Raw genomic sequence first — 24,380 nt, forward strand, 5'->3', positions numbered from 1 at the left:
TTACCAGGACCAAGTTTCATGAAAGCAGTTGTTTATAACGGACCGCGCGACGTTTCCGTCTCGACGGTTCCCGACCCCAAGATCGAAAAGCCCACCGATGTTATTATTCGCCTGACCACGACGAATATCTGCGGTTCCGATCTGCACATGTATGAAGGTCGCACGAGCTTTGAAAAAGGCAAGATTTTCGGCCATGAAACCCTCGGAGAGGTTGTCGAGGTCGGCAGCGGCGTGCAGACCATCCGCAAGGGTGATCTTGTTTGTATTCCCTTCAATGTCGCTTGCGGATTTTGCGAGAATTGCGAGCGGGGTCTGACCGGTTTCTGTCTGACTGCCAATCCGGGGACAGCCGGTGCCGCTTATGGATTCGCTGAAATGGGCCCCTGGGATGGCGGCCAGGCGGAACTGCTGCGCGTGCCTTTCGCTGATTTCAACTGCCTCAAACTGCCAGAGGATGCAGCGGAGAAAGAAGATGACTATGTCATGCTCTCCGACATTTTCCCGACAGGCTGGCACGCAACCGAACTCTCCGGCCTGCAACCCGGTGAGAGCATCGCGATCTACGGCGCAGGGCCTGTCGGACTGATGGCGGCGCATTCGGCAATCATCAAGGGTGCGTCTGAGGTCTTTGTGGTTGACTCCCATGATGACCGCCTCGACCTTGCGCGCAAAATGGGCGCTAAGCCTATCAACCTGCGCGCCGATGACCCGGTCAAGCAGATCCTGGATGCCACCAACGGCCGTGGCACCGATCGGGGATGCGAATGCGTCGGCTACCAGTGCTGTGATCGGCATGGCAAGGAACGCAATAATGCGACGATGAACGCCCTGGTCCAGAGCACGAAAGCGACCGGCGGCATCGGCGTCGTGGGCGTTTTCGTGCCACAAGACCCCAATGCCTCCAGCGATCTTGAGAAGGAAGGCAAAATGGCCTTCGATTTCGGAAGCTTCTGGTTCAAGGGGCAGAAGATCGGCACCGGCCAATGCAATGTGAAAACTTACAACCGGCGGCTGATGAATCTCATCGAACACGGCCGCGCGAAGCCCTCGCAGATTATTTCACAGCGTCTGCCGCTTGCCCAGGCTCCCGATGCCTACAAGCATTTCGATGATCGCGACACAGGCTGGACGAAGGTTGTGCTCAAGCCTGCCGCCTGACCTGAAACTAGCCGGCGCGTCTGACGCGCCGGCTATATCTGCCGTGACGCGCCGCTGGACACCTGTACCAGTGCGCTTATCTTCCTATCGGCAGACATAGATCAGGTATCCTCATGCTATCGTCCAGGCTTAAGCGCCGACCCGTCTCCCGGTTGATGAGGACGGCGCTGATCGGAGCACCGCTTATTGCCCTCGCGGGCTGCGGCGTCTTCTTCCAGCAGCATCCCGTGGGCAACGCCCATGTCCCTGAACCCGCTAAACCGGTCTCGGTCCAGGCCTATCTCGGCCGCTGGTACGAGATTGCCCGCTATGAACAGTCGTTCCAGAAGGGCTGCGAAGGCGTCACCGCCGATTACAGCCTGAGGCCCAGTGGCAAGCTTGCGATCGTCAATACCTGCCGCGAACCGGATGGGCGCACCCGCCAAGCCAAGGCTCTGGCCTATGTTATTCCCAATACCGGCAATACCCAGCTCAAGGTCAGTTTCTTCGGCCCCATCTATATCGGCAATTACTGGATTCTCGACCACGCCGAGGATTATGCCTGGGCGATCGTCGGTGACCCCAGCGGCCGCTATCTCTGGATTCTGGCGCGCAAGCCGGTGCTCCCCCCCGCCGAGGTTGATGCGCTAATCGCCCGTGTCCAGGCGCTGGGCTATGATACCTCAACGCTTTTGCGCACTAAGCAGCCCTGAACAGTTACTCCGGTGCGACGCGCGTCAGCCGGAAGCCTACGCCTTCCTCACCATCGCCCAGGATATCCGCCAGCGCCTGCAATAGCGCAGGCGCCGTGGTCATAAAGGGCCAGGGCGGATTGACGATGAGCAGGCCGCTGCCGTTCAACCGGTTCGGGTCCAGTGGCTCGCGCAGCAGCAGTTCGGCTGCCACCACATCGCGAATGCCAGCCTCGGCCACAGCCGTGTGAAAAACGCGCACTGGCCCGCGATGCTTGATCGGATACCAGGCTGCGAAGACGCCGCCGCGAAATTTCTCGTACCCTTGGCGCAGCGCCTGGGTCAGGTTGGCGAACTCATCCGTCTGTTCATAGGGCGGGTCGATCAGCACAAGGCCCCGGCGCTCCTTCGGCGGCAGAAAAGCGCGCATCGCCTCATACCCATCCCGCAGATGCACGCTGACCTGGCGGTTGCCGCGAAACTCTGCCCGGCAGGCGGCACAATCATCCGGGTGGAGTTCGCAGCAGATCAACCGGTCCTGCGGCCGCAGCACAGCCTCGACCAGCGCGGGCGAACCCGGATAAAGCCCTAGGCGCTCCACGAGATCGAGATAGTCGAGGATGCCGTCCGGCAGTCGGCGGGCTTTCGCCCGCGCCGCTTGCAGCCGGCCGATCCCGGACTGCCATTCGCCGGTTCGGCTCGCTTCCGGGCCGGACAGATCGTAGCGCCCGACGCCGGCATGCGTATCAAGGGTCAGGAAACCGGCGTCCTTCCGCCCCAGCGCCCGCAGGAGCCAGAGCAGAAGGACATGCTTCATGCAGTCGGCGAAATTGCCGGCATGGAAGGCGTGGCGATAGTTCACGGCGGCCGATAATCCGAAGTGGCAGGATCAGAGGCGAGAGACGGATGTCGCCGTCTCAACCACGGGCAGTTCCTGCAGCCGCTCGACGATGGCGTCCACGCTGTCCAGCACCTCGAAAAAGTCCCGCGAATGCTCAGGCGCGAAGCCCATCTCGATGTAGCTATCGACCATATCGGCGAATATCAGGCCCCAGCCGTCGATGTCGCAGATCAGGACCGGCTTGTCATGCAGATCAAGCTGGCGCCAGGTGATCATCTCGAATGTCTCATCCAGCGTGCCCAGGCCACCCGGCAGGGTCACGAAGGCGTCCGACATCTCGAACATCCGGCGCTTGCGGCTGTGCATGCTGTCGGTGACGATCATCTCAGTCACCTTGGTATGAGCGACCTCGCGGCGGGCCAGAAAATCCGGGATGATGCCGATCACCTCGCCACCGGCCGCCAGCGCGCCATCGGCGACCGCTCCCATCATGCCGATACTGCCGCCGCCGAAGATGACCGTAATCCCGGCCTTCGCCAGTTTCTCACCCAGCGCCGTCGCCGCCTCTCGGAAAAGCGGGCTGTTCCCCGAAGACGCACCGCCGAAAACTGTAACCGCTTTGATCGCCGGCATTCCGTTCGTCCTTTGCAACAGGGTAACCCAATAGATGACTGACCATGAAGAAAGCGGGGCCGCAACCGCGAAAACGCGGGCCATGCCGCCGGTTCTCGGCAAAGGTCTCCGACGGCGTCGCCGGGCGGCCCACGCGGACCATGACTTTCCCATGCACAGCGGTAACGAATCCGTGCTAGGAGAGTCGCCGATCAGTAACAAATTCGGCTGAGCTGCCAGGATAGATCGCCCATGACTGAGGCTACACAGAACGCGCCCGCCCCTCCCGGCCGGCAGGGCCGCAATTTGGGCGCCCTCGCTTTGGCGGCCCTCTGCGTGGTCGGGGCGGGTGGACTTTATCTGTATGAGACTCACGGTCAGCTCGTGCCTCAACCCGCAAGCTCCACGGCGACGGCAACGTCACCCAAGATCACGGCGCCGGCCCAGACCGCACCAGCACAAACGGCCGCCGTCACGCCCGCACCCGCCTCAGCAACCGCAGCCACCGCCAAGGCAGCCGCACCCAGCGTCGATGTGGTGCGGGTCGACAAGAATGGCGCCTTGGTCATGGCGGGTCGCGCCGCACCGGGCGAGACGCTGACGATCCAGAACGGCGACAGCACGCTTGGCACCGTCACCGCCGGTGACGATGGCCAATGGGTCTTTCTGCCAGATGCGACATTGCCGAGCGGTGTCCATCAGCTCTCCGTCAGCGGGTCAGCCGCCCGCGCCGGCGACGCCGCCGGCAAGACGACCGTCCTGCTCAGCCTGCCCGGCAGCACGGCAACCGGCACCAGCGGCGGCCAGGCAGCAGGACCCATGGTCGTGCTCTCCCAAGGCAATGCGCCGCCAAGACTGCTGGAAGGCCCCGCCGGCCAGTCCGGTCCGGTCGGACTCGATATCGTCCAATATGACGAGCAAGGCCGTATACGCTTCACCGGCCATGCGGCACCCGGCCGCTCCGTGCGCCTCTATGTCAACAACAAGGCGATCGGCGATGCCGTCGCGGATGCGCATGGCACCTGGTCGCTGACGCCCTCCCAGGACCTCAAGCCTGGCCTTTACAGCCTGCGCACCGATGAACTGGCCCCAAGCGGAAAAGTGGTCGCCCGCAGCGAAGTGCCGTTTGCCCGCGCCAGCCTTGCGCAATCCGTGGGCTCCGGGCAGGACGTGGTGCAGCCCGGCGACTGTCTCTGGACCATCGCCCGCCACAGCTATGGCCATGGCATTCAATATACGGCGATTTTTGTGAAGAACACGGATCAGATCCGCGACCCTGACCGCATCTATCCCGGCCAGGTTTTCCGCATGCCGACCAGCGATGAAGCGACCCATGCGCCGGATGTCTCCACCATCAAGAAACTGAAGCGGGGCGAGACAAGCCAGGGGTAGACCTGTTAACAGGCGAGCATCATGGCTCATTCAAGCGCTTTCAAATACGTCCTCTCCCCTCCGCATCCGGCGGCGCGCCCCTTCCTCGCGATCGGCGCGGCTCTGGTCCTGATCGGGTTGATCTTCGCAAGCTGGCTTGCCTGGATCGGAGTCCTGTTCATCCTTTTCTGCCTGTATTTCTTCCGTGACCCGGAGCGCTTCCCGCCCGCACGCCCGAATGTGCTGCTGGCCCCGGCCGACGGCCATGTCGTGAGCGTGGCCCTGGCTGTACCGCCCTCCGAACTCGGCCTTGGCGCCCTGCCGCGCTGGCGCGTTGCAATTTTTCTGTCCGTCCTCGACGTGCATGTGAACCGCATGCCGGCCGACGGCACCGTGACGCGCATCGCCTATCGGCACGGCAAGTTCCTGAGCGCCAATCTCGACAAATCCTCCGACGAGAATGAGCGCAATGCGCTCGCCATTCGCCTGGACGACGGACGGGAGATTGCCGTGGTGCAAATCGCCGGGCTCATCGCCCGCCGCATTCTGTGCGACGTCAAGGAAGGCGATCATGTGCAGGCCGGCGGCCGCTTCGGCATCATCCGCTTCGGCAGCCGCACCGACCTTTACCTGCCGGAAGGCGTGCTGCCCCTGGTCTGCGAAGGGCAGACCATGATCGGCGGCGAAACCGTCATCGCCGACATCAGCGCTGAGACGGTGACGGTTATCGATCCGCTGGCCGCGGATGCCGATGTTGAAACCGTATCCGAACTTGCGGTGCTCGATTCCCTGGACGGCGTCCTGGCCGATACGACAGCCCCGGATGCGCCGCCCGCCGAGATCACGACCGCCGGCCCGACGACGATCATCGGCACACCGGAGACGAGCCCGCGCGAGACCGGCACGCTGTGAGCGATCCGCGCAGCACCGGCTTGCCGGATGCCCGCATCTGGCCGGTGCGCCGCCGCCGCCGGCTGAAGCGGCCGGCCCACCGTCCGCGCTATAAAGGGCCGTCCTTCAACCGCGTGCTGCCGAATGTGCTGACCATGCTCGGCCTGTGCGCCGGGCTCACGGGTATCCGCTTCGCTCTCAGCGGCCAGTTCGATGCCGCCGTCATCGCGATCGCGGTTGCCGCGGTCATCGACGGTCTGGACGGGCGTATCGCCCGGCTGCTGAAGGGTACCTCTCGCTTCGGCGCGGAATTCGACAGCCTGGCCGACTTTCTGTGCTTCGGCGTGGCGCCGGCCTTCCTACTCTATCTGTGGTCGCTCCATCGCTTCGGCGGTGTCGGCTTCATCCCGTCGCTGATGTTCGCCGTCTGCATGGCGCTGCGCCTGGCGCGCTTCAATGCGGCGCTCGATTCAACGCCCGCCCCCAAATATACCGCCGGCTTCTTCACGGGCGTGCCGGCACCGGCCGGCGCCCTGCTCGCCCTGTTCCCGATCTTCGTCGGCCTGGAAGCGCGTGCGGTGGACCTGCCCTGGCTCGATAGCCTGTCACACGCGCCGATCGTGGTGGCGCTGGTGCTGATCGGCACCGGCCTGCTGCTGGTCTCGACCCTGCCGGTGTGGAGTTTCAAGAACTTCAAGGTGCCGGCGCCGGCCGTGCTGCCCATCCTGCTCGGCACCGGCGCCTATGCGGCCATTCTGCTTGCCGAGCCCTGGGCGGCGCTGGCTGCCGCCGGCGTGCTTTATATCGGAATGCTGCCTTTCTCGATGCGCAGCTTCCGCCGCCTGCGCGGTGAAGCCGAGGCCATGCGCATCGGGGAAGAAGACGAAAGCTAGACTAAAGCCCCGGCGGCAGGTTGAAGGGCGTGATCACCTGAACCGGTGAGACGGCAGCCCCCGCCACTTCCCGCAGCGCCCCTTGCGCCCGCATGATGTGCCGGCAGGCGGTGCGCATATCCTGCTTCAGGTCGTGATGCAGGACAGCGCTGATCCGGCACTCTTTCAGCAGCCGCGCATTGTCGCTGTCGAGGTCATGCGCAACGAAGACCGTGCAGCGGCGCCCTGCCTCCGCGAAGGCGGTCAGCATCGCCGTATTGCCACCGCCGATGGAATAGGCCCCGCCGATCGAACGGTCCTGCGTCAAGGCGCGGCGCGCGAGGGCGATGGTCTCGGTATCGATGCCCCTGCCCTCGCTGATTTCAACGATTCCGACATCCGGGCAGAGCCGCCGCAAAGCCTGGCGGAACCCGGCCTCGCGCTCCTCCTCGCCACGGAAGCGGCTGCTGCTGAGCGAGACCAGAATGCGCGCCGGCTGCGGCCATAGCCAATTGGCGATGAGATAGGCCGCCGTCTCCCCCGCCGCACGATTGTCGATGCCGACATAGGCATGGCGGCGCGACAGCGGCAGGTCGGTGGCGATTGTCACCACCGGGATGCCCTGGGCGACCAACCTATCCGCCGCCGCGACCACCGCCGGCACATCCGGCGCCTTGAGAATGACCCCGTCACTGCCGCGGCGGCCAAGGGCATCCAGGCTTGCCGCAATCTCCTCCGACGGTGCCGTCTCCCAAAGATGGAAGCGTGCGCGGAAGACCGCAGGCTGCAGGGTCGGCAGCTCACTTTCCAAGGCCGCTCGCACCTCATGCGTGAAGCGCTGCGGCGCCTCCATCACGAGGTCGATCGCGAATTTCCGCCCGACCAAAGCGCGCTGCCGGGTCTGCGCTTCCAGCGCCGCGACGGCCTCCGAGACTCGCGCCCGGGTCAGCGCGCGCACGCCTGGCCGGTCATGCAGCACCCGGTCCACGGTCGCCACGCTCAGACCGGCCTGATCCGCGATTTCCTTGACGAGAAAGGTTCTGGCCATGGCGAAAGCCTACGCCACCGCGCCAGCAGACACGAGCCCGTTGAGCGATTCTTGATGGATTTCTGAGCGACCAGCTCTCGCAGTACCAGCCTATGCTGCGCCTACCAAATCCTGGGGAAGCGCCATGAAGAGCGACAATATCGCCAAGCTGCGGCAGGACCGCATGTTTCTATCGTCGGACCGGCTATGGCTCGATGAGCTTGCCACACTCGCCCAGACTGAAACCCGACTGGAGGACTACCCCCATGCCGCGGAGGTACGGTCCCGCGTGCTGATCTATGATTGCGACCATGTGCGCCGCGTGACCGTCAGCCGCGAAGGCCGCGCAGAGATCCTGGCCGAATGGGCGGAAGCGATGATGACCGGTCCTGGCGTCATCGTGCTGCGGCGCGCTTTCGCCGATACTGCCCCCATCGATGCCGCGACTGAAGTGTTTCGTACCATCATCGCCGAGCAGCATGAAACCAATACCGGCGGCGGCGACCATTTCGCGAAGCCTGGCGCCAATGACCGCATCTGGAACGCGCTGGAAAAGCTTTGTCTGCGCGCGCCGGACGTGTTCGCGGGTTATTACGGCAATGCGATGCTGGCTTTGGTCAGCGAAGCCTGGCTGGGGCCGGCCTATCAGGTCACGTCCCAGATCAATGTCGTCAATCCGGGCGGCGACGCGCAATCTGCACATCGCGACTATCATCTGGGCTTCATGACGCCGGCACAGATGGCGCTATACCCGGCCCATGTGCATCGGCTGTCGCCGGCCTTGACCCTGCAGGGTGCGGTCGCCCATTGCGACATGCCGGTGGAGAGCGGCCCCACGCTCTACCTGCCCTATAGCCAGGCCTATGAGCCCGGCTATCTCGCCGTCACCACCCCTGACTTCCGCGCCTTCTTTGCCGAGCACCACGTGCAGCTGCCGTTGGCCAAGGGTGACGCCGCTTTCTTCAATCCCGCGCTGTTCCATGCCGCCGGCCACAACCGCTCGGCCGATATCCGGCGCATGGCGAACCTGCTGCAGGTATCTTCCGGCTTCGGCCGCGCTATGGAAAGTGTCGACCGCACGCGGATGAGTGCGGCGCTTTATCCCGTCCTGCGACAGGCACTCGCGTCAGGCCAAATTACCCAGGCTGAAGCGGATGCCGCGATCGCCGCCTGTGCCGAAGGCTATGCCTTCCCGACCAATCTGGACCGTGACCCGCCGATCGGCGGCCTGGCGCCCCCAAGCCAGCAGGATTTGCTGCGCGCCGCCTTGAAAGATGGTCGCCCAGAAGCCGACGTCCTGGCCGATCTCGCCGCCCAACAGGCGCGGCGGCTGACCTGAGTCTTCAGGCGTCGGCGCCGTTGATGGGCGACGGCGCCTGAATTTTAGCGTTGGGGGACAGGAACAGGCCGCGGCTGCGCAGCAGATGGGTGCGCATGCCTTCGGCCGCCGCATCCTCGTCATGGGCGATGATGGCGTCCAGGATGATGCGGTGCTCCTCCAGCGTGACCGTCTCATGCCCTTTCCACAGCAGCAGACTCGCATGGAACATGCTGAGCCAGTGGAGCATGGCACGGCTCACAGCTTCCAGCACCCCATTGCGGGAAATTGCGGCAATGGTGGTGTGGAATTCCATATCGGCCGTCACGAAGCGGCCGGAATCCTTTTCCAGAAAAGCGGCCTGCCGCGCCAGCGCCGCTTCCAGCCGGGCGATGTCCTGCTCGTCCGCCAGACGTGCGGCCTCGCGCACCATGCCGATTTCAAAGAAAATGCGGGCATCCTGAAGCTGCGACAGAGATCCCGGCTGCGTCATCAGAATATGCCGCGCGGCATGCTCGATCTGGCCGATGACGTCGGCGACTGTGGGCTGGGACACCCGCGCCCGTTCGCCATGCGTGATGACGATCAGGCCGAGCTTTTCCAGCCGCTGCATGGCTTCACGAATGGCGGGGCGCCCGACGCCATAGGCCGCCATCAGCTCACGCTCGGACGGGATATGCGCATTGGGCGGATAAAGACCGGTTTCGATCTCCTTCAGCAGGCGGTCGAAGACCTCATCCGACAGCTTGCGCCGGACAATTTTGCGGATCGGAAGCGCATCCCGGCGGCGCGCTGGCGCCGCTGCCTCTCCCTTGGCCGAAATTGTCGCGCTTCTTGCCATTCGCGGGCCACCGATTCCATCACTGTTCACCGTCCTGCCTAGCCAATGGCGCAAGCGCCTGCAACCGCTGGCTGCAACACGTTCGGGCGCGGTGCGCCGTCAGCCAGCGAGAGTGACGACACGCCCGCTTTCGGCGGACTCGTAAGCCGCCATGACAAGCGCATAAGTGCGGAGATTGTCGGTACCCGAGGTCTCCGGCGGCGCACCTGCCTGCCAGCTTTCCACCCAGTGGCGCTGCAGATTCAGCACGCTTTCCTGCAGCACATGCCATGGCTTGGCGGTCCAGGACAGCGTTTCCGGCTCAACCATCGTCTCGGTAACTTCACCATGAGAGGTAACGCGCAGCCGATAGCCTTCCAGCAATTCGATGGTTCCGTGCTCGCCTTCTATGCGCAGCAGCGTCTGCGGAAAGGGCTCAGGCAAGCGGCGGCTGGCGTAGCTGCAATCAACGATGCTGACGCCGCCGTCGCGGTGTCTGATCAGCGTCGTTGCGACATCCTCTCCTGCGATCGTCGGATTGATATGCTGACTGAGGCAGTAGAGCGTCTCCGCCTCACCCATGATGGACCGGCAGACATCCAGGATATGAATGCCAAGGTCGATCAGGATGAAACGTTTTTCAGTGGCCAGATAGGGTTGGCCGGAAAAGACGTCATAGCCGCTGCGGAACGACGCCTGGGTGAAATGGGGGCGGCCTATGCGCCCGTCCGCAAGCGCCCTGCGGGCCGCGAGGATTGGCGACTGAAAGCGGAAATTCTCATGCACCATCAGCCGTACCCCGGCCGTGACGCAGGTCTGCACGATCGCCTCGCAATCCTCCCAGCTCGGTGCCAGCGGCTTCTGCACGATGACATGGACGCCACGCGCTGCCGCGATCTCTACCAAAGCGCGATGAGTCTGCATGGTCGTCGCAATATCAACGAAATCGAGGGTCTCGACCGCGAACATCGCCGCCGCATCGGTATAGGCGCGCGCGGCGCCGAATGTCTGCCGGGCTGCTTCCGCCTTCGCGGCGTCCCGATCACAGACGGCGACGATCTCAACCTCCGGGATGGAGTTCCAGGCATGCAGATGGTTCTGCGCAAAAAAGCCGCAGCCGATCAGAGCCATACGCAGCTTCGGGGACGTCGTCATATTGTCTTTATCCTCCCTGATCAGTCAGGCTTGGTTCAATCTGAGGCTGGCCGCCACACCGTATCAAAACTGCCTATTGGCACAGTTCCGCCCTCTGGCAGAGCGGCACGGGCCGGCTCATGATGAAGATTGGCAATGCAATAGGCGGCACCGGCCGGGCCGGTCAGACGCAGGCCCCGCAAGCGCGGCTGGCCGGGCCAGGCCAAAATGCCAAGGCGCCCGTTCTTAAAGGCAGAGAGGCGCATGAACAGCTCGGCTGCCGGTGTCGGCAGGCCGGCCGCGTCCATCAAGCCGCGGGGCCCCTGCGCCTCGAAGAAGGACATCGTCTCGACACTGTCATCGGCGTAACCCGCAAGCATGCCAAGCATCCAGGCGGCGGCGATGGCTTTGCCCTGACGGGGATCGGGCGCGGCCGGGCGGCTGCGCCCTTCCGGGGTCGTCGCATTCGGGTTGAAGCGTGCGCCCAGCGTATGCGGGCCGATCTGGAAGCGGGTCCCCGGAAATCTGGCGCGGGCCGTGCGCAGTATGTCGTCCAGCGTTTCAACCGATTCGCCCAGCGTATCGTCGGTCGATCCGTGATAGGTCGGCGTCGATGTCCAGGTCAGGTAATCCGCGCCCTTGGGCCAGTTGGTGCCGCGATTGAGTTCGGTGAAGAAGGCGCCGGTGCCGCTGCCAATGGGGACGTTCGGCAGAATGGCGCGGGCCGCCGCGACCAGCGCCGCATCACCATCCCATAGCGAGACGCCGATCACCGGATGGCCAGACAGCAGGCGGGCCAGCGTGCCGAGGGCGCGAATAACGCTGTCGGCCGGCGCCTGGCGGATATCCAGCCGGATCGCGCCCGGCACCAGGGCCAGTAGCAAACGGGTCCGAGTCAGGGTGGGATCACGCGCCAGATCGATCTCGATCGCCGCGAAGCCAGGCGCCAAAGCACGGATCGCCGTACTCAGCCCATGGGTCTCAGTCCCCGGCGGCAGACCGACGCCGAGTAGCGGCATGACGGTCTCGCGCAGCACAACCGGCAGACCAGGCGGCACGGAAGGCGGGCGCGCTATCTGCACAAATGACAGGTCAATGCTCTGCCGCTCAGGCTCCGCCGCCGTGATGCGATACGGAAAAGGCTTGGCGAGCGGCCGCGAATAGGTCTTGTAGGACGCATCGGTCCAGTTGCGCTGATCTTCGGTCTCGAAAACCTCGCCGACAAAGGCGAGGCGCAGGCGATGGCCGAGGACAGTGGTATAGTCCATCCCTGCCACGGCCATGAAAGGCTGATGGGGTGAGATGAGATCGGGGAAAACCGTTCGCTCCACGCGCCCGTCATCATGGATCACAGACAACTGCTGCCCCTTTGCGGCGGGCAGGCTGTGGAGGATCACGAAACCGGCGCGCGTCGTCGGAAAGCCCGCTTCACTCGTGCAGTCGCATGCGGCAGACAGCCCGGCCGGCCGCAAGGTCCAGACCAAGGACCAGTCAAGCACGCCATCCGGCGAATCGATCTGGCCCGCGACCCGAATCACGATGTGTTCGGCGGTATGCTCGATCTGCGGCTTGGCGTGGAGCGCGTAAGTGCCCCAGTGCTGATCGCGCACGACGAAGCCGATGCCGCGAAACACTTCCTCGCCCGGCAGGGTGATGGCGCGCAGGAAGCCGCCATCCTCATCGAGATAGGCAACAAGATCGCCGATCTCGAGCCGTGTGCCGGGCGTGGAGAGTATTGTCATGACCCGATGGATCAGGCGTTGCAGATTTCTTTGACCGACTTCAGCACCGCTTCCCGGTTGAAGACGCGCTCCAGCCAACCCTCACGGAAGATTTCCGGCTTGGCCTGATTGATGGCGTAAATGGCACCGTCCGAGAATTTGCCTTCGGGGAAGACGCCAAAGGCGATGGAGAGGCCGATATTGATATGGCCAAGCATGAAGTCGACCGCCGCTTCGCGCGGCACGCCGTTCTTCACGACCTGATCGACCGCTTCCTTCATGGCAAGGCAGAGCGTGATGCCGACGGTCTCGGACAAAGCGGGCTCCAGGAAAGCGATGTCTTCCACCGTGCAGCGATGCGCATTCATCACCGGCTTGTAGATGGTGCGGGCTACTTCCTCGCACAGCGCATAATGCTCTTCCGGGCCCTGCATGAGCGCGCAGACGATATGCTGCTTCGCATGAACGCCGCCAAAGAAATCTTTCTTCGCCAGCGCCTCAGTCTCATCATTGAAGATCGGCGGATGGCAGGGATGGGTCACAAAATAGGTGACGTCCGGGCGGGTCGGCATCTCACCGGCATAAGGGGCGGCGGCATCCAGCACGATGAAGGCCGTGCCCGGACGAACTTTTTCGATGATTTGATGAGCGATCTTACCGATCATGCGGTCCGGCACCGCCATCAGAACAACATCGGCCTGGGCGAGTGCAATATCCATATCGACGCAATCAACGCCGATCGCAGTCTTCAAGCGTTCGCGGCCGACGTCCGACACCTCGACATGGTCGACGTCGAAGCGTGAGCCTTGCAGGTTGGTGGAAAGGCGGACACCCATTTTGCCGCCGGCGCCAAGAAGAGCAACCTTGGTCATGATCATGATCCTTCAATCAAACGGTTTTCGATATATCCTGGCCACCGGCTCGGATACGTCCGAAGTAATCCGGCGTGCCCATCTGTCCGCCCTTGAGGGCAAGCTCCAGATCACGATGAGCCGCGTCGTCGGAATGAGCTTTATTCAGCGCCGCAGCCGGCACTGTGGCGGCCAGCGCCGTCAGGGCATAGACGCCCATGGCAAGCACGGCGTGACTTGATGTATCACCGCCTGCGACGATGCCGCGATGCAGTTTAGCCGATCGCAACGTCGTATCAAGGATACGGCCCAGACCATTGCCGATGCGGTCGTTGACGACATCCATGGCGACACCAGACGCCTCCACCGCCGCACGCAAGCTACCCACAGCCGGATCGTCCGGCCCACGCGCGGTATAGAGAATGGGGCTCTGACCCGCGGACAGCACGGCGAGCGCCTGGCTGATGCCGCGCGCAATCTCCGTCTCCCAGGCCCGTTCATCGACAGCGGTCGTCGCATCCAAAGCAAGCGCACGAAACCCATGCGCCTCGGCCCAGGCCAGCTGCTCAGCCGTGACCGGGGAGCAGGAGCCGGACACGCCCACGACCTGCCGAACGGCGGCGGCGACCGGCGCCTGCGCCTGCGCCTGCGCCGGAATCCAGCCACGCTGCTGAAAATAGGCGATCAGCGCATATTCCAGCCCCTGCGAGCCGACCACGAACTGACAGGGCTCACGGTTTTCCCAGACCAGGCGGCCAGCTTCGGCGAGCGTCTCCTGATCGACGATGTCGAGTGACAGGATTTCCGCCCCTGCCGCACGCCGCGCCGCCATCTCCGCATCAGCCTGACCGGTCTTCATGGCGACGAAATCGACGACATCGATCGGGCGTTTGGTTTGCTGCGCCAGATGGAGGCCCAGATCGGCCTCATGCATCGGCGTCACCGGATGACGGCTCATCGTCGGATGTCGGTCCAGGCGGAAGCCACGCCCTGCGACGGTCGCGAACAGGTTGCCGAAAGCCTGGTAACGATGGATAGCCGGCGCCGCCGTCACCAATGGCACCCAGCCATTGGCGAAGATCGCCTGTCCGATGTCGATGGCGGCCCCAATGGACCCGACATGCGGCGCGGAATCGAAGGTCGAGCAGATCTTGTAGTGAACAATGGGGGCCTTGGTTTCCCGCATCGCTTCATAGATGGGTGGCAGATTCGTCCGCATCCAGGCCGGGGACTGCGATCGCGCGATGCCCGCAATGCCGATTCCACGAATGCCCGCGAAATGGTCCAACTGCGCTGGCGTGGGCGGCGCGAAGAACAGCACCGCTGGAAGCCCCGCGAAGGTGAGCGCTTCCATGGTAGCCGCCGCACCCGTGAAGTCATCGCCGTAGAAGGCAACCAGCGGACCGTCCGGCAAGCCTTGTTCCATGATGCCCGTGCCGCTCACGAGCCGCGCGCGTATTTCGCGTCGAGACCCTTGATGCCGTCGACATTGGCCGCCGAGGTACCTTTGGGATCGAATTCGGATTCAAGAAATTTGTCGGCGATGGCCTTGGCCAATTCGCTACCGATGACCCGCGCACCCATGGTAATGAAATGCGCGTCATTGCTTTTGGCGGCCCGCTCGGCGGAGTAGGTATCATGGGTCTGCGCCGCGCGAATGCCGGGGACCTTATTGGCAGAGATGGCAACGCCGATGCCCGTGCCACAGCACAGAATGCCGCGCGCCGCGCGCCCGTCCAAAATGACCTTGGCACCACGATCGGCGAGCGAGGCATAGAGTTCGCCCTTTTCCTCGCCAAGGTCGATCACCTCATGGCCCCGTTCCGTCAGATGCTTGACCAGAATATCCGCAAGCGGCTTGCCCGCACTGTCACCACCGACAACAATTTTCATTACATATACTCCAAGAAAAGCCAGGGCCGCCCGTTACGATACACCTGTTTTGCCAAAAGCCTCGATCGACTGAGCCAGTTCCGTGTGGTCGCGGGCATAGATCTCCAGCGGAATCCCGGACACCGCCGCTTCCCAGGCCTGGGCGATGGCGCGCACGCCGGCACCAGGGCCCCCGGGGTGGCCCATGATGCCGCCGCCGCCGAGATATAGCAGATCAGTCGACTGCCCGTTGCGGGCATAGGTCTCCGGCGCCTGGCCGCCCCATTGGCCGGACCCCACCACCGGCAGCGGCCGGTCATTGTCGTCCAGCAGCGGCGTCATGCAGTCATGGAAGGATTTGAGGAAGCTTTCGTCCGGTTCCCAGTATTTGGCACCGATGCCGTTGATCTGGAACTGATCGACGCCGAGTAGGCGCCAAAGCTGCTGATAGACGCTGAAGTCGAGGCCAAGGTCAGGGTGGCGGGTCAGCATGTCCCACTGGCTGCGATGCGCATGCAGGATCAGGCGTGACCGCTTGCGCAGAAACATCATGCCGCCATAGCCCAGCGCATTGATGTTGATCACCGCCGCCGTGCCGCCTGCATCAGCCACGATGTCATGGTGACGCATCATCGTATCCGGGTCCGCCGAGGAAATGCCGAAGGCATAAAGCACTTTCTTACCGGTCTTCTGCCCATGATCCAGCAGCACCGGCATGACGGCGCGAACCCGCGCTTCCAGCGGCGCGTAGGTCGGGTTCATCATCTTCTCATCGTCTTTGATGAAATCGACCCCGGCTTCGACCAGCTCCTTTGTGACCGTCGCGGTATCCTCAGGCGACAGGCCCAGCGCCGGTTTGATGATGCTGCCGATCAGCGGCCGGCCATAGACGCCGGAGACGCGACGCGACCCTGCGATGCCGAAGGCCGGCCCCGGATAGGCGCGAATGAATTCCGGCGGCAGTTGCATGCCGACGATGCGCACACCGGACAGGCCACGCACGGAAAAGACACCGCCGAAAGCGATCGTCGTCAGGGCCGCAATATCGGTGCCGATGACGTCCAACGGAAACTCGATATCCACGTCCGCCCGCTTATAGGGCCGCGGATCGGCCGAGGTCACGCGGTCCTGCGGGAAGGTCGGCTGCGCATAGGGTTCCAGCATGCGGATATCGATCACCCGCGCCGCACAGCGCGCCTTCAGGTCGGGTGTTTCTCCCGGCACCGGCACGAAGGTGCCGGTTGTCTGGTCGCTCGCGATCTTCTCCGCCATGCGGCGGATGTCGCCCGGCGTCTCGATCCGGTAGGTCAGGCGAATACAGGCCATTTACACTATCTCCCGCGCGGGCTTGGGCCGCGCACGTTTGCTCGTCCGGCCCTTCACGCCACCAGCGAGCGACAGCACGGAGATGACGACGAGGCCTTGCACAATGTCCTGCATGCCCGAAGGCAGCCCGGCCACCTGCATGGTGGCGACAATGAGCACAAGTAGAATACAGCCGAACAGCGTGCCGACAGCGGTGGATGCGCCACCCATGATGAGCGAGCCGCCAAGCACCACGGCGCCGAGCGATTGCAGCAGATAGGGGCCGCCCATTTCCAGGAAGGCACCGCCCACATAGGCTTGCAGCAGCAAGCCATCAACCGCCGCTAGCAGGGAACTGATCAGGAAGGTCGCCGCCACTACGCGTGTCACCTTGATGCCGGCGAGGTACGCAGCGCGGGAATTCTGACCGACGGCCGAGAGCGTGCGGCCATAGACCAGGCGACCGAGGACCAGGCTTGCAATGGCAACCGCGACGATGGCGACGATCGCGATCACCGGCAGCGCACCGAGATGCGCCGTCGTCACCCATTTCAACGTCGGACTGACGCCGTAGCTGACCAGCGCCCGATTCGCGAAAAGACTGAACGTCGCCAGAATATAGCCCGTCGCGAGCGTCGCGATGATGGAGGGAATCCGCAGAGCAAGCACCAGGAAGGCGTTCACGCTGCCCACCACCAGACCGATGGCAACGGCGACCAGCACCCCCATCCACAGCCGGTCATCGTGGCCCTGAATGAGAATGGTGCTCATATAGGCGCTCAAGGTCAGCACATTCGGAATCGAGAGGTCGATATTGCCGCGCCCGGCCGTGACCACGAACATCTGCCCGAGGCCGGCCAGCGCCAGGAAGGAAGCGGAGATCGCCACACCTGACAGGCTGTGCAGGCTGAAATGGCTGGTGACCACCGACAGCACCAGCCAGATCAGCAGGACGCCGAGCAGCGACCAGATCCAGCGGTTATGCTGCGCCCATTCCAGAAGATTGAACGGCTTGTTCTGCGCCATCACGCGTCTCCCCGCCGGGTGAGCATGGTGCGGAGCCCAAGAACGCCAAGCAGCAGCAGGCCTTGCACGGCCGCATTATAATCCGTGCTGACATTCAGCGCGCCGAGCAGCGCGCCGATCAGCGACAGCAGAACTGCGCCCGCCACCACGCCCCAGGGTGACAGCACGCCACCCAGCAGCGCACAGCCGCCGATGACGACGGCGGCCACGCTCGACAGCGTGAAGGGACCGCCGACATTGATGTCGCTCGCCGTATTGATCGCGGTCAGCGACAGCCCGGCCAATGTGCCGAACAAGGCCGCCAAAGCGTAGCGGATCATGCCGTACCGCAGCGCAGACCAGCCGCTGCGGGCCAGCGCAGGCGCATTATTGCCAAAGCCGCGCAGCACGACACCCAGCGGCGCGCGGTCGATCGCGACCGCCAGGACGGCCACGACGAGGATGATGACGACGGAGGTCGGAATGCCGGGCAGCGTCCAGCCGAACAAAGCCGTCAGCCAATCCGGGCTACTGCCGCCTGGCGAGGGCTGCAGCGAATAGCCGGTCCCCATCCAGACGAAGGAGGCGCCCAGCGTGACCACGATCGCCGGGATATGCCGCAGACGGATCAGGGCGCCGAGCAGGCTGTAGACGATGATGCTGAGCAGAATGACGCCGATGCCGATCAAAGGCGTATCCACCAGCAGCGTCGCACTCAAGACATTGACGAGGCCGGCGAAGGCACCGACGCCGAGGTCAATCTCGCTGCCGCCGACGACGAACATCTGGGCGAGGGCAACGAGCACGAGCGGGATCGAGGAGCTGAGCAGCAGGTCCAGACCGAAGACGGTCGCCGTCTTATGGTTGACCAGCATCATCACCGCGAGAATAACGGCCAGGCTGACGAAGGGGGCTGCCTTGATGATGGTCTTGCCCCAGTCATGCGGCCGGACTGTGACGCCGCCGCTGTCATGGCCCCGGGCCATCTGGTCGGCGAAAGATGCGCCGATAATCGCATCCTCGGTAATCTGCTCGCGTCGCAATTCCTGCACGATGCGGCCCTTGCTGAAGACCAGCACACGGTCGCATTCCAGAAATTCAAGATCCTCCGTCGAAAGCCAGACAACGAGCCGCCCGGTGTCCGCCGCCTCGCCAAACAGACGATAGAAATCCGCCTTGGCCGCAACGTCGACGCCGCGGGTCGGGTCATCAAGCAAAATGGAGGGGGAATCGCTAACAAGCGCACGGCCAACCAGCGCCTTCTGCTGATTGCCGCCGGAAAGATCGAGGATATTGGAGGAAAACCGGCCAGCGTCGAGCCGCAGCTGTCCCGCCGCATCCCCGATCGCGACTGCATCCTCGTCACGCGCAAAGGGTGACAGCGCAAAGCGCCGGCCGACCCGTTCGATATCCATATTGGCGAAGACGTTCCAGAAGGAAAAGACGCCCTCGCGCTGGCGGTCACCAGAGACGAAGCTTACGCCACCGTCTTGCGCGATGCGGTTGCCGCGGCTGGAACGGCCGGCATAAAGCTCATGCAGGAATTCTTTCTGGCCAGCGCCTTCCAGCCCAGCGAGGCCGACAATCTCGCCCTCATGCAGAACCAGCTCGCCGCCCAGGGCTGCGACCACCGGACCGCCGACGCGGATCCGCGGCTGGCCTCTGGCAGAATCGCCGGTCGCATGCGCGCGGCGCAGCGCTTCAGTCGCGCTGCCGCCCATGGCCTGGACCATGGCCGCGATGGTGATGTCGGTGCGGTCACCGCTGCGGGCTACGCGGCCGTTGCGCATGACCATGATTCGGGTCGAGACGTCTTCAATCTCATGCAGCTTGTGGCTGATGAAAATCGTAGCCAGGCCTTCAGCCGCACGGGCATGAATGAAGGCCCGCAACTGCCGGCTACGCTCCTGATCCAACGACGAGGTGGGCTCATCCAGAATGAGAACCCGCACATCGGGCGCCATGGCGGCACGCGCAATCTCGACCATCTGGCGATGCCCGATGGAAAGATCCGCAATCGTACTGGCGATATCGATGCCGTTGCCCGGAAAGACGATATCAAGCGCCTGGCGCGCGCGGACGCGATAGGCACGGCGCCATCCTGGCATGGGTCTGGCCAGATCCGGCGCTTCGAGAAAGAAGTTTTCGGCCACCGTCAGGTTCGCGCAGAGAGACAGCTCCTGATAGACGATGCGCACGCCATGGGCCTGCGCTTCCGCCGGCCCCCAGCCCTCCCACGCCATGGGTCGCCCGTCCAATTCCAGCCGTCCCGAATCCGGGCGGATGACACCACAAAGCTGGCGCATCAGCGTGCTTTTGCCGGCGCCATTGCCGCCGACCAGCCCGATCACGTCGCCCGGTGCCACGATCAGCGAGACGCTTTCGTTGGCGATGGTGGAACCGAAGGCCTTGGTGACATCGTGCAAGGCGACGATCGGGGCCATCGCCGCAGGGGGTGCCCCTGATCCGGCCAAGGGGGAGGCTTTCGCCTCCCCCAGAACTGCGTCACGGTTCATGCTATCATCCGCGTCCGTGGGTGCCGGATCAGTTCTGAGCCGACTTCTGGTTGATCAGATTGGTCTGCACCCAATCCTGCGAATAGCTCGGGCTGACGATGATATTGGGCGGCAGGTTGGCGTAGTCCTTCAGGTTGTCCTTATTGACGGTCGCGACCGGCATGATCAGCAGCTTCGGCACTTTCGTGCCGTGGGCGATGGCCAGCGTCAGCCAGAAGGCGGCGCCACCGATGCCCGGCGTGGTGTTCATCGAGATGGTATCATAGCCATTGGCCTTGTTCTCAGCCGCCCACCAGCGGATGAAGTTGGAACTGCCGCCGCCTTCGATCACCGGCATATGGCCGGTATAGGCGCCGCCGGACTGCACGAAGGCCTGGCTGTCGCCGTAATCGTCACCCCCTTGACCAAGCACGGCATCGACATGGCCCAGACTCGGCAGGACATCGGCAATCGCCGACTGCGCGACGGACGCGCTGCACTGCCCGAAGACGGTGGCGACGACCTTCACGTCTGGATTCTTCTTCAGAACGGCAAGCTGGGCGGCATACATCGTCACGTCAGGCGCCGAACCCTTTACGCCGCGGACGACGATGATATTGCCCTTGTGATGGATCATATCCATCACGGCATTGGCCTGCGCCGTCTTGTAACCGGAGAAGTCGAAGTTCAGCTGCGTATTGCAGGGCGCAGACGCGATGGAATCGAATGACACGACCTTGATGCCCGCGCGGCAGGCCTTCTGGATGATGCCATTCTCCGCCGTCTCAGACGCGGCATCAATCGCGATGGCGTCGACGCCTTTCAGAATAAGCTCGGCGAGCTGGCTGTTCTGCTGGCTGACGCTGCCGTCCCCGTTCAGAATGATGTAGTCGGCGATTTTGCCATCAGCCTTGGCTTGCTTGGCTGAGGCCTCAAAAGCCTCGACCATCTGATGGCGCCAGATATTGCCATAGAAGGCATTGGACAGCGCGATAACGGGCTTGTCCGCCGAGGCCAGAGCCGGAGCGGCCGACAGGCCGAGCCCGGCAAGCAGCGCGAAGCCAGAGGCCACAAGGGTTTTGAGTCTCATGCGTACAGTTCCTCCCTGAAAGGGCTCGGCTGAGTCCGAACCGTCTATTGCTCCCTGAGGCTTTACCGCCATCGAGGTTGGTAAGCTCATTATACCAGTACACCGAAACTGCAAAGACCCTTCCTGCATCGGCCGGCGCCGCTGCGATCCCTAGGATCGATTACTGTTTGCCTGAAAGCTGGTGGCCGCCAATGGCAGGAGGCGTGCCCCCGCGACGGTCAGCCCAGAAAGATGCCGCCAATGCCACCCAGCACGCCAAAGGCGCAGGTGATGGTGCAGACGATCGCCACGACCCACAGATACCAGCCGCGCAGCCGCTGCGCCTCCGGCAAGGTGACCATGGCCAGCCGCACCAGAAAGCCCAGCACCACCGGCAGGAGAAGCGCGTTCATAACCTGCACGCCGACATTGAGGCTGATCAGATTGGGCGCCAGGCCCACCCCCAGTGCACCGCCCAGAACACACAGCGTGTAGACGCCATAGAACCACTTGGCCTTGAGCGGTCGGTATTCCAGCGAGCGCCGATAGCCCGAGACCTCGCCCAGCCCCCAGGCCAGCGCCAGAGAGGAGACGATCGCAGCAATCAGAGCGGCGCCCATCACACCCAGCGCGAAGACGACGCGACCAACCTCATTGCCCAGATAGGGCGTCATCGCCTGGCTCATATCGCCCACGGTCTGCAGCGACGCATTCGGCGCATGCGGGCGGATCGAGGCCGCCGCCGCGATCAGAACGGCCGCCATCACCAACTGGGTGATGACGGCGCCAATCGCCGTATCCAGCCGGGCGGTACTGAAATGCTCGGCGCGCAGGCGCTTATCGGCCACAGCGGACTGCTGGTAGAAAACCATCCAGGGCATGATCACCGCACCGATATTGGCCGCCACCAGGTATTCGTACTGTGCATTGAAAATTGGAATCTGCACGGCCTGATGCAGCATGGCACCCAGCGCCGGCCGCGCCGCCCAGGCCACGAAAAAGAACGCCAATTCAAACAGACCGATGATGATCGCGACGCGCTCCACACGCTTGTATGACCCGGTCACGACGATCGCGAGCAGCGCCATCGCCGCCAGCGACAGGGACGCCCAATGCGGGACGCCGAACAGATCGCCGACCCCGGCGACACCGGAAAACTCCGTGAGCAGCGCGCCGACCGTTGCAATTCCCAGACCCGCCGCAGAGACCCAGGCCCAGACGGGCCCGAAGGCCTCACGGATCAGCTCACCATGGCCCTTGCCGGTGAAGATGCCGAGACGAACCGTGAGTTCCTGCACGATGTAGAGGACGGGCATGAGGAGAAACTGCGGCAACAGCAGTTTGTAGCCCCACTGGACGCCGCTTTGCCCGGCTGTGATGATGGAGCCGACATCGGTGTCGGCCAGCATGACGACAAGGCCGGGACCGAACACGGCCATAACCATCGGCAGGCGGGATCGCGGCCGCTTTGCGGGCACCTTGGGCGGTAGCGAGGTCGTAGACATAAGGCCGGCACGCCCTCTTTATGAAATTGCGACTAATTCGCATATACAATTCACAGGACGAGCGAAAGTGAATTTACGCTGCGTCTAACACACGTCATCGCCGTGCCGTTATGCACTGTCCGAGACTGCCGTCGGCGGCGGTTCGTCGCCGAAAACGCTGCGGCCGCCATAGTCATGGGACAGCGCGCGTTCCGCGGCGAAAATCGTGGCGATTGAGGGACCGCTCGCCTCGCGCTCAACCATGCGGGCCTGATGATCCAGCCGCCGGAGTGCAGCCAGCTCGTCCGAATGGCCCAGATGCGCCTTCTGCACGGCGGATTTCAGAACTGCGATGGTGTGGTCATAGACCTTCAAAGGCACCGGAAACGGATGCCGGTCCTTGCCGCCATGCGCGACCGAGAAGCGGGCCGGGTCGCTGAAGCGATAGGGCGCGCCGTGGATGACCTCGGCGACCTGCGCCAAGGCCCTAACCGTCCGCGCACCGACCCCGGGCACCATCAGAAGTTCGGAAAAATCCTGCGGTCCCCGCTCGGCCGCGGCCTGAAAATTGGCATGCAGCCTGCGCGAAACGATATCCTCGGGACGGACATCATGATGGGCCGGCATCACGAGATGCGGCAGCATCCCCTGCGCCGGCGGGAGTGACGGGGGTCGTGCGGCCTCGGCCAGCCGCGCCACTTCCCGGGCAATGCCGTCCGGCCCGAGATCAGACAGCAGGTCGAGCTGCCGCGCGCGGGATAGCTCAGCACGGTGATCCGTGAGATTGGCGATCACCCCTTGTCCCGGACCATCGATCGCCGCATGCGGCGCGTCCACGAAACTCGCGATGCCTTCGGACAGCCAGTGATACCGCCGTGCCTGGCCGGTCGCGTCGTTCATGCCCTGCTGCACCACCACCCATTTGCCGTCATCGGTCACGATGAAACCGTGCAGATAGAGGTCAAAACCATCCTGCACCGCGGCACTATCAACCTTGGCGACCAGGCGGCTGGTCTGGGCCAGAGCCGCACCGTCAATCCCCACGCGCTCGCCGATCGCGACCAGTTCTTCCGGGGTGCGGCGCGAATGCTTGCCGCGTCCGCCACAGACATGCAGGCCAAGGGAGGCGGCCCGCGGCGTCAGACCCCGTTTCAAGGCGCCCAGCACGCTGGTGGTGATGCCGGAGGAGTGCCAGTCCATGCCCATGACGGCCCCGAAGGACTGAAACCAGAAGGGATGCGCCAGGCGCCGCAAATACTCGTCGCGCCCATATTCCAGGACAATCGCCTCAGTTATGACGGCGCCGAGGCGCGTCATCCGCTCCCCCAGCCAAGCCGGCACCCGGCCGCCATGCAGCGGCAGGTCGGCGCTGCCTGCACGCTGTGCCATCTAGGGTGCCGCTGACTTAGCGAAGATTTCCTCACCCATGGACAGCGTCATCGGACCGTCCAGCATGGATCGCGCGGCCCACAGAAAGCGGTTCATCATGTCGGAATTGTTGTGCGCATCCAGCGCCGCGCGCGTCGTGAAGCGGCCGAGCAGCGTGAACACCGCGCTATCCTGCTCATCGGCCAGAACGCGAAAATCGATCGTGTCGGCTTCGCTGTCCTGAACAAAATCAGCGAGATCCAGAAGGGCCTCGCGAATGGCGCCGGCATAGCCGGGTTTGGCGCGCAGGATGGTCGTGCTGCTGATCATAAAAGCCCGTTTCATCCAATATCGAACGAATGGCAAGTCGCGGCGCGTGGACGGCATCATAAGGCGGATTAAATCGTTTCAAGTCATACGCCTGTCGGCATCGCCGCAATGGCAGGATAACAGAAGGCGGTCAGGGTATGAATGACACAAAACCGTATCGCATGT

At 63.7% G+C, this 24,380-nt stretch carries 21 protein-coding genes and 1 pseudogene; 6 read left to right on the forward strand and 16 right to left on the reverse strand.

The features are described from left to right. Positions 1-18: 18 nt before the first annotated feature. Positions 19-1,158, forward strand: coding sequence for a glutathione-independent formaldehyde dehydrogenase (locus AC3G7M_RS01650; RefSeq protein WP_489214008.1), 1,140 nt, complete (start codon positions 19-21; stop codon positions 1,156-1,158). Between the two features lie 155 nt (positions 1,159-1,313). Continuing rightward, positions 1,314-1,850 carry a lipocalin family protein gene (locus AC3G7M_RS01655; protein WP_489214009.1) on the forward strand — a complete coding sequence of 179 codons (537 nt, stop codon included), beginning with the start codon at positions 1,314-1,316 and terminating at the stop codon, positions 1,848-1,850. 4 nt (positions 1,851-1,854) lie between these two features. Here AC3G7M_RS01655 and AC3G7M_RS01660 read toward each other — a convergent pair whose 3' ends face one another. Together AC3G7M_RS01660 and AC3G7M_RS01665 are read right to left on the reverse strand one after the other, a co-directional pair. Further along, the gene (locus AC3G7M_RS01660; RefSeq protein ID WP_489214010.1) at positions 1,855-2,691 is read right to left on the reverse strand and encodes a 23S rRNA (adenine(2030)-N(6))-methyltransferase RlmJ; all 837 of its coding nucleotides are present in this window, start codon (positions 2,689-2,691) and stop codon (positions 1,855-1,857) included. A 27-nt stretch (positions 2,692-2,718) separates the two neighbouring features. Continuing rightward, positions 2,719-3,303, reverse strand: a complete 585-nt coding sequence (locus AC3G7M_RS01665) for an LOG family protein (protein ID WP_489214011.1) — start codon at positions 3,301-3,303, stop codon at positions 2,719-2,721. A 231-nt stretch (positions 3,304-3,534) separates the two neighbouring features. Here AC3G7M_RS01665 and AC3G7M_RS01670 point away from each other — a divergent pair, with 231 nt between their 5' ends. The 3 genes and pseudogenes from AC3G7M_RS01670 (at position 3,535) to AC3G7M_RS01680 (ending at position 6,437) form a co-directional block, all read left to right on the forward strand. After that, entirely contained in the window at positions 3,535-4,674 is a 1,140-nt protein-coding gene (locus tag AC3G7M_RS01670) for a LysM peptidoglycan-binding domain-containing protein (protein ID WP_489214012.1), read from the forward strand. 21 nt (positions 4,675-4,695) lie between these two features. Continuing rightward, a pseudogene (locus AC3G7M_RS01675) lies at positions 4,696-5,358 on the forward strand (phosphatidylserine decarboxylase); the annotation flags it as partial. A gap of 203 nt (positions 5,359-5,561) precedes the next feature. Then, positions 5,562-6,437 (forward strand): CDP-alcohol phosphatidyltransferase family protein, encoded by an 876-nt coding sequence (locus AC3G7M_RS01680; RefSeq protein WP_489214013.1) that lies wholly within the window; start codon positions 5,562-5,564, stop codon positions 6,435-6,437. 1 nt (position 6,438) lies between these two features. Here AC3G7M_RS01680 and AC3G7M_RS01685 read toward each other — a convergent pair whose 3' ends face one another. Continuing rightward, positions 6,439-7,464: a LacI family DNA-binding transcriptional regulator gene (locus tag AC3G7M_RS01685; RefSeq protein ID WP_489214014.1), complete on the reverse strand. Its 1,026-nt coding sequence runs from the start codon at positions 7,462-7,464 to the stop codon at positions 6,439-6,441. 124 nt (positions 7,465-7,588) lie between these two features. On the opposite strand from AC3G7M_RS01685, the gene AC3G7M_RS01690 reads away from it, so the two are divergent. Then, positions 7,589-8,782 (forward strand): phytanoyl-CoA dioxygenase family protein, encoded by a 1,194-nt coding sequence (locus tag AC3G7M_RS01690; RefSeq protein WP_489214015.1) that lies wholly within the window; start codon positions 7,589-7,591, stop codon positions 8,780-8,782. Positions 8,783-8,786: 4 nt separating this feature from the next. On the opposite strand, the gene nanR is transcribed toward AC3G7M_RS01690, so the two are convergent. The 13 genes from nanR to AC3G7M_RS01755 all read right to left on the reverse strand — a co-directional run bounded on the left by nanR (position 8,787) and on the right by AC3G7M_RS01755 (position 24,215). Then, positions 8,787-9,602, reverse strand: coding sequence for a transcriptional regulator NanR (gene nanR / locus AC3G7M_RS01695; RefSeq protein WP_489214016.1), 816 nt, complete (start codon positions 9,600-9,602; stop codon positions 8,787-8,789). 99 nt (positions 9,603-9,701) lie between these two features. Continuing rightward, positions 9,702-10,736 carry a Gfo/Idh/MocA family protein gene (locus AC3G7M_RS01700; RefSeq protein WP_489214017.1) on the reverse strand — a complete coding sequence of 345 codons (1,035 nt, stop codon included), beginning with the start codon at positions 10,734-10,736 and terminating at the stop codon, positions 9,702-9,704. 35 nt (positions 10,737-10,771) lie between these two features. Next, positions 10,772-12,457: a D-apionate lactonase family protein gene (locus AC3G7M_RS01705; protein WP_489214018.1), complete on the reverse strand. Its 1,686-nt coding sequence runs from the start codon at positions 12,455-12,457 to the stop codon at positions 10,772-10,774. 11 nt (positions 12,458-12,468) lie between these two features. Next, positions 12,469-13,308, reverse strand: coding sequence for a phosphogluconate dehydrogenase C-terminal domain-containing protein (locus tag AC3G7M_RS01710; RefSeq protein WP_489214019.1), 840 nt, complete (start codon positions 13,306-13,308; stop codon positions 12,469-12,471). Between the two features lie 16 nt (positions 13,309-13,324). Beyond that, positions 13,325-14,701 carry a four-carbon acid sugar kinase family protein gene (locus AC3G7M_RS01715; RefSeq protein WP_489214020.1) on the reverse strand — a complete coding sequence of 459 codons (1,377 nt, stop codon included), beginning with the start codon at positions 14,699-14,701 and terminating at the stop codon, positions 13,325-13,327. Positions 14,702-14,727: 26 nt separating this feature from the next. After that, complete coding sequence (locus AC3G7M_RS01720; protein WP_489214021.1) at positions 14,728-15,180, reverse strand: RpiB/LacA/LacB family sugar-phosphate isomerase; 453 nt, start codon at positions 15,178-15,180, stop codon at positions 14,728-14,730. A gap of 33 nt (positions 15,181-15,213) precedes the next feature. After that, a complete protein-coding gene (oiaX, locus tag AC3G7M_RS01725; protein WP_489214022.1) occupies positions 15,214-16,485 on the reverse strand; it encodes a 3-oxo-isoapionate-4-phosphate decarboxylase OiaX in 1,272 nt (423 codons plus the stop codon). After that, positions 16,486-17,490, reverse strand: a complete 1,005-nt coding sequence (locus AC3G7M_RS01730; protein ID WP_489214023.1) for an ABC transporter permease — start codon at positions 17,488-17,490, stop codon at positions 16,486-16,488. It abuts the gene before it with no gap. Continuing rightward, on the reverse strand, positions 17,490-19,985 hold the full coding sequence (locus AC3G7M_RS01735; RefSeq protein ID WP_489214024.1) for an ATP-binding cassette domain-containing protein: 2,496 nt from the start codon (positions 19,983-19,985) through the stop codon (positions 17,490-17,492). Before AC3G7M_RS01735 ends, AC3G7M_RS01730 begins: the two co-directional genes overlap by 1 nt. A gap of 28 nt (positions 19,986-20,013) precedes the next feature. Next, positions 20,014-21,054, reverse strand: a complete 1,041-nt coding sequence (locus AC3G7M_RS01740) for an ABC transporter substrate-binding protein (protein WP_489214025.1) — start codon at positions 21,052-21,054, stop codon at positions 20,014-20,016. A gap of 218 nt (positions 21,055-21,272) precedes the next feature. Beyond that, positions 21,273-22,538 carry an NRAMP family divalent metal transporter gene (locus AC3G7M_RS01745; RefSeq protein ID WP_489214026.1) on the reverse strand — a complete coding sequence of 422 codons (1,266 nt, stop codon included), beginning with the start codon at positions 22,536-22,538 and terminating at the stop codon, positions 21,273-21,275. Positions 22,539-22,646: 108 nt separating this feature from the next. Then, positions 22,647-23,906 (reverse strand): DUF763 domain-containing protein, encoded by a 1,260-nt coding sequence (locus AC3G7M_RS01750; RefSeq protein WP_489214027.1) that lies wholly within the window; start codon positions 23,904-23,906, stop codon positions 22,647-22,649. After that, positions 23,907-24,215 (reverse strand): putative quinol monooxygenase, encoded by a 309-nt coding sequence (locus AC3G7M_RS01755; protein ID WP_489214028.1) that lies wholly within the window; start codon positions 24,213-24,215, stop codon positions 23,907-23,909. Positions 24,216-24,380 lie beyond the last annotated feature (165 nt).

It is taken from the genome of Acidisoma sibiricum, from assembly GCF_057837225.1.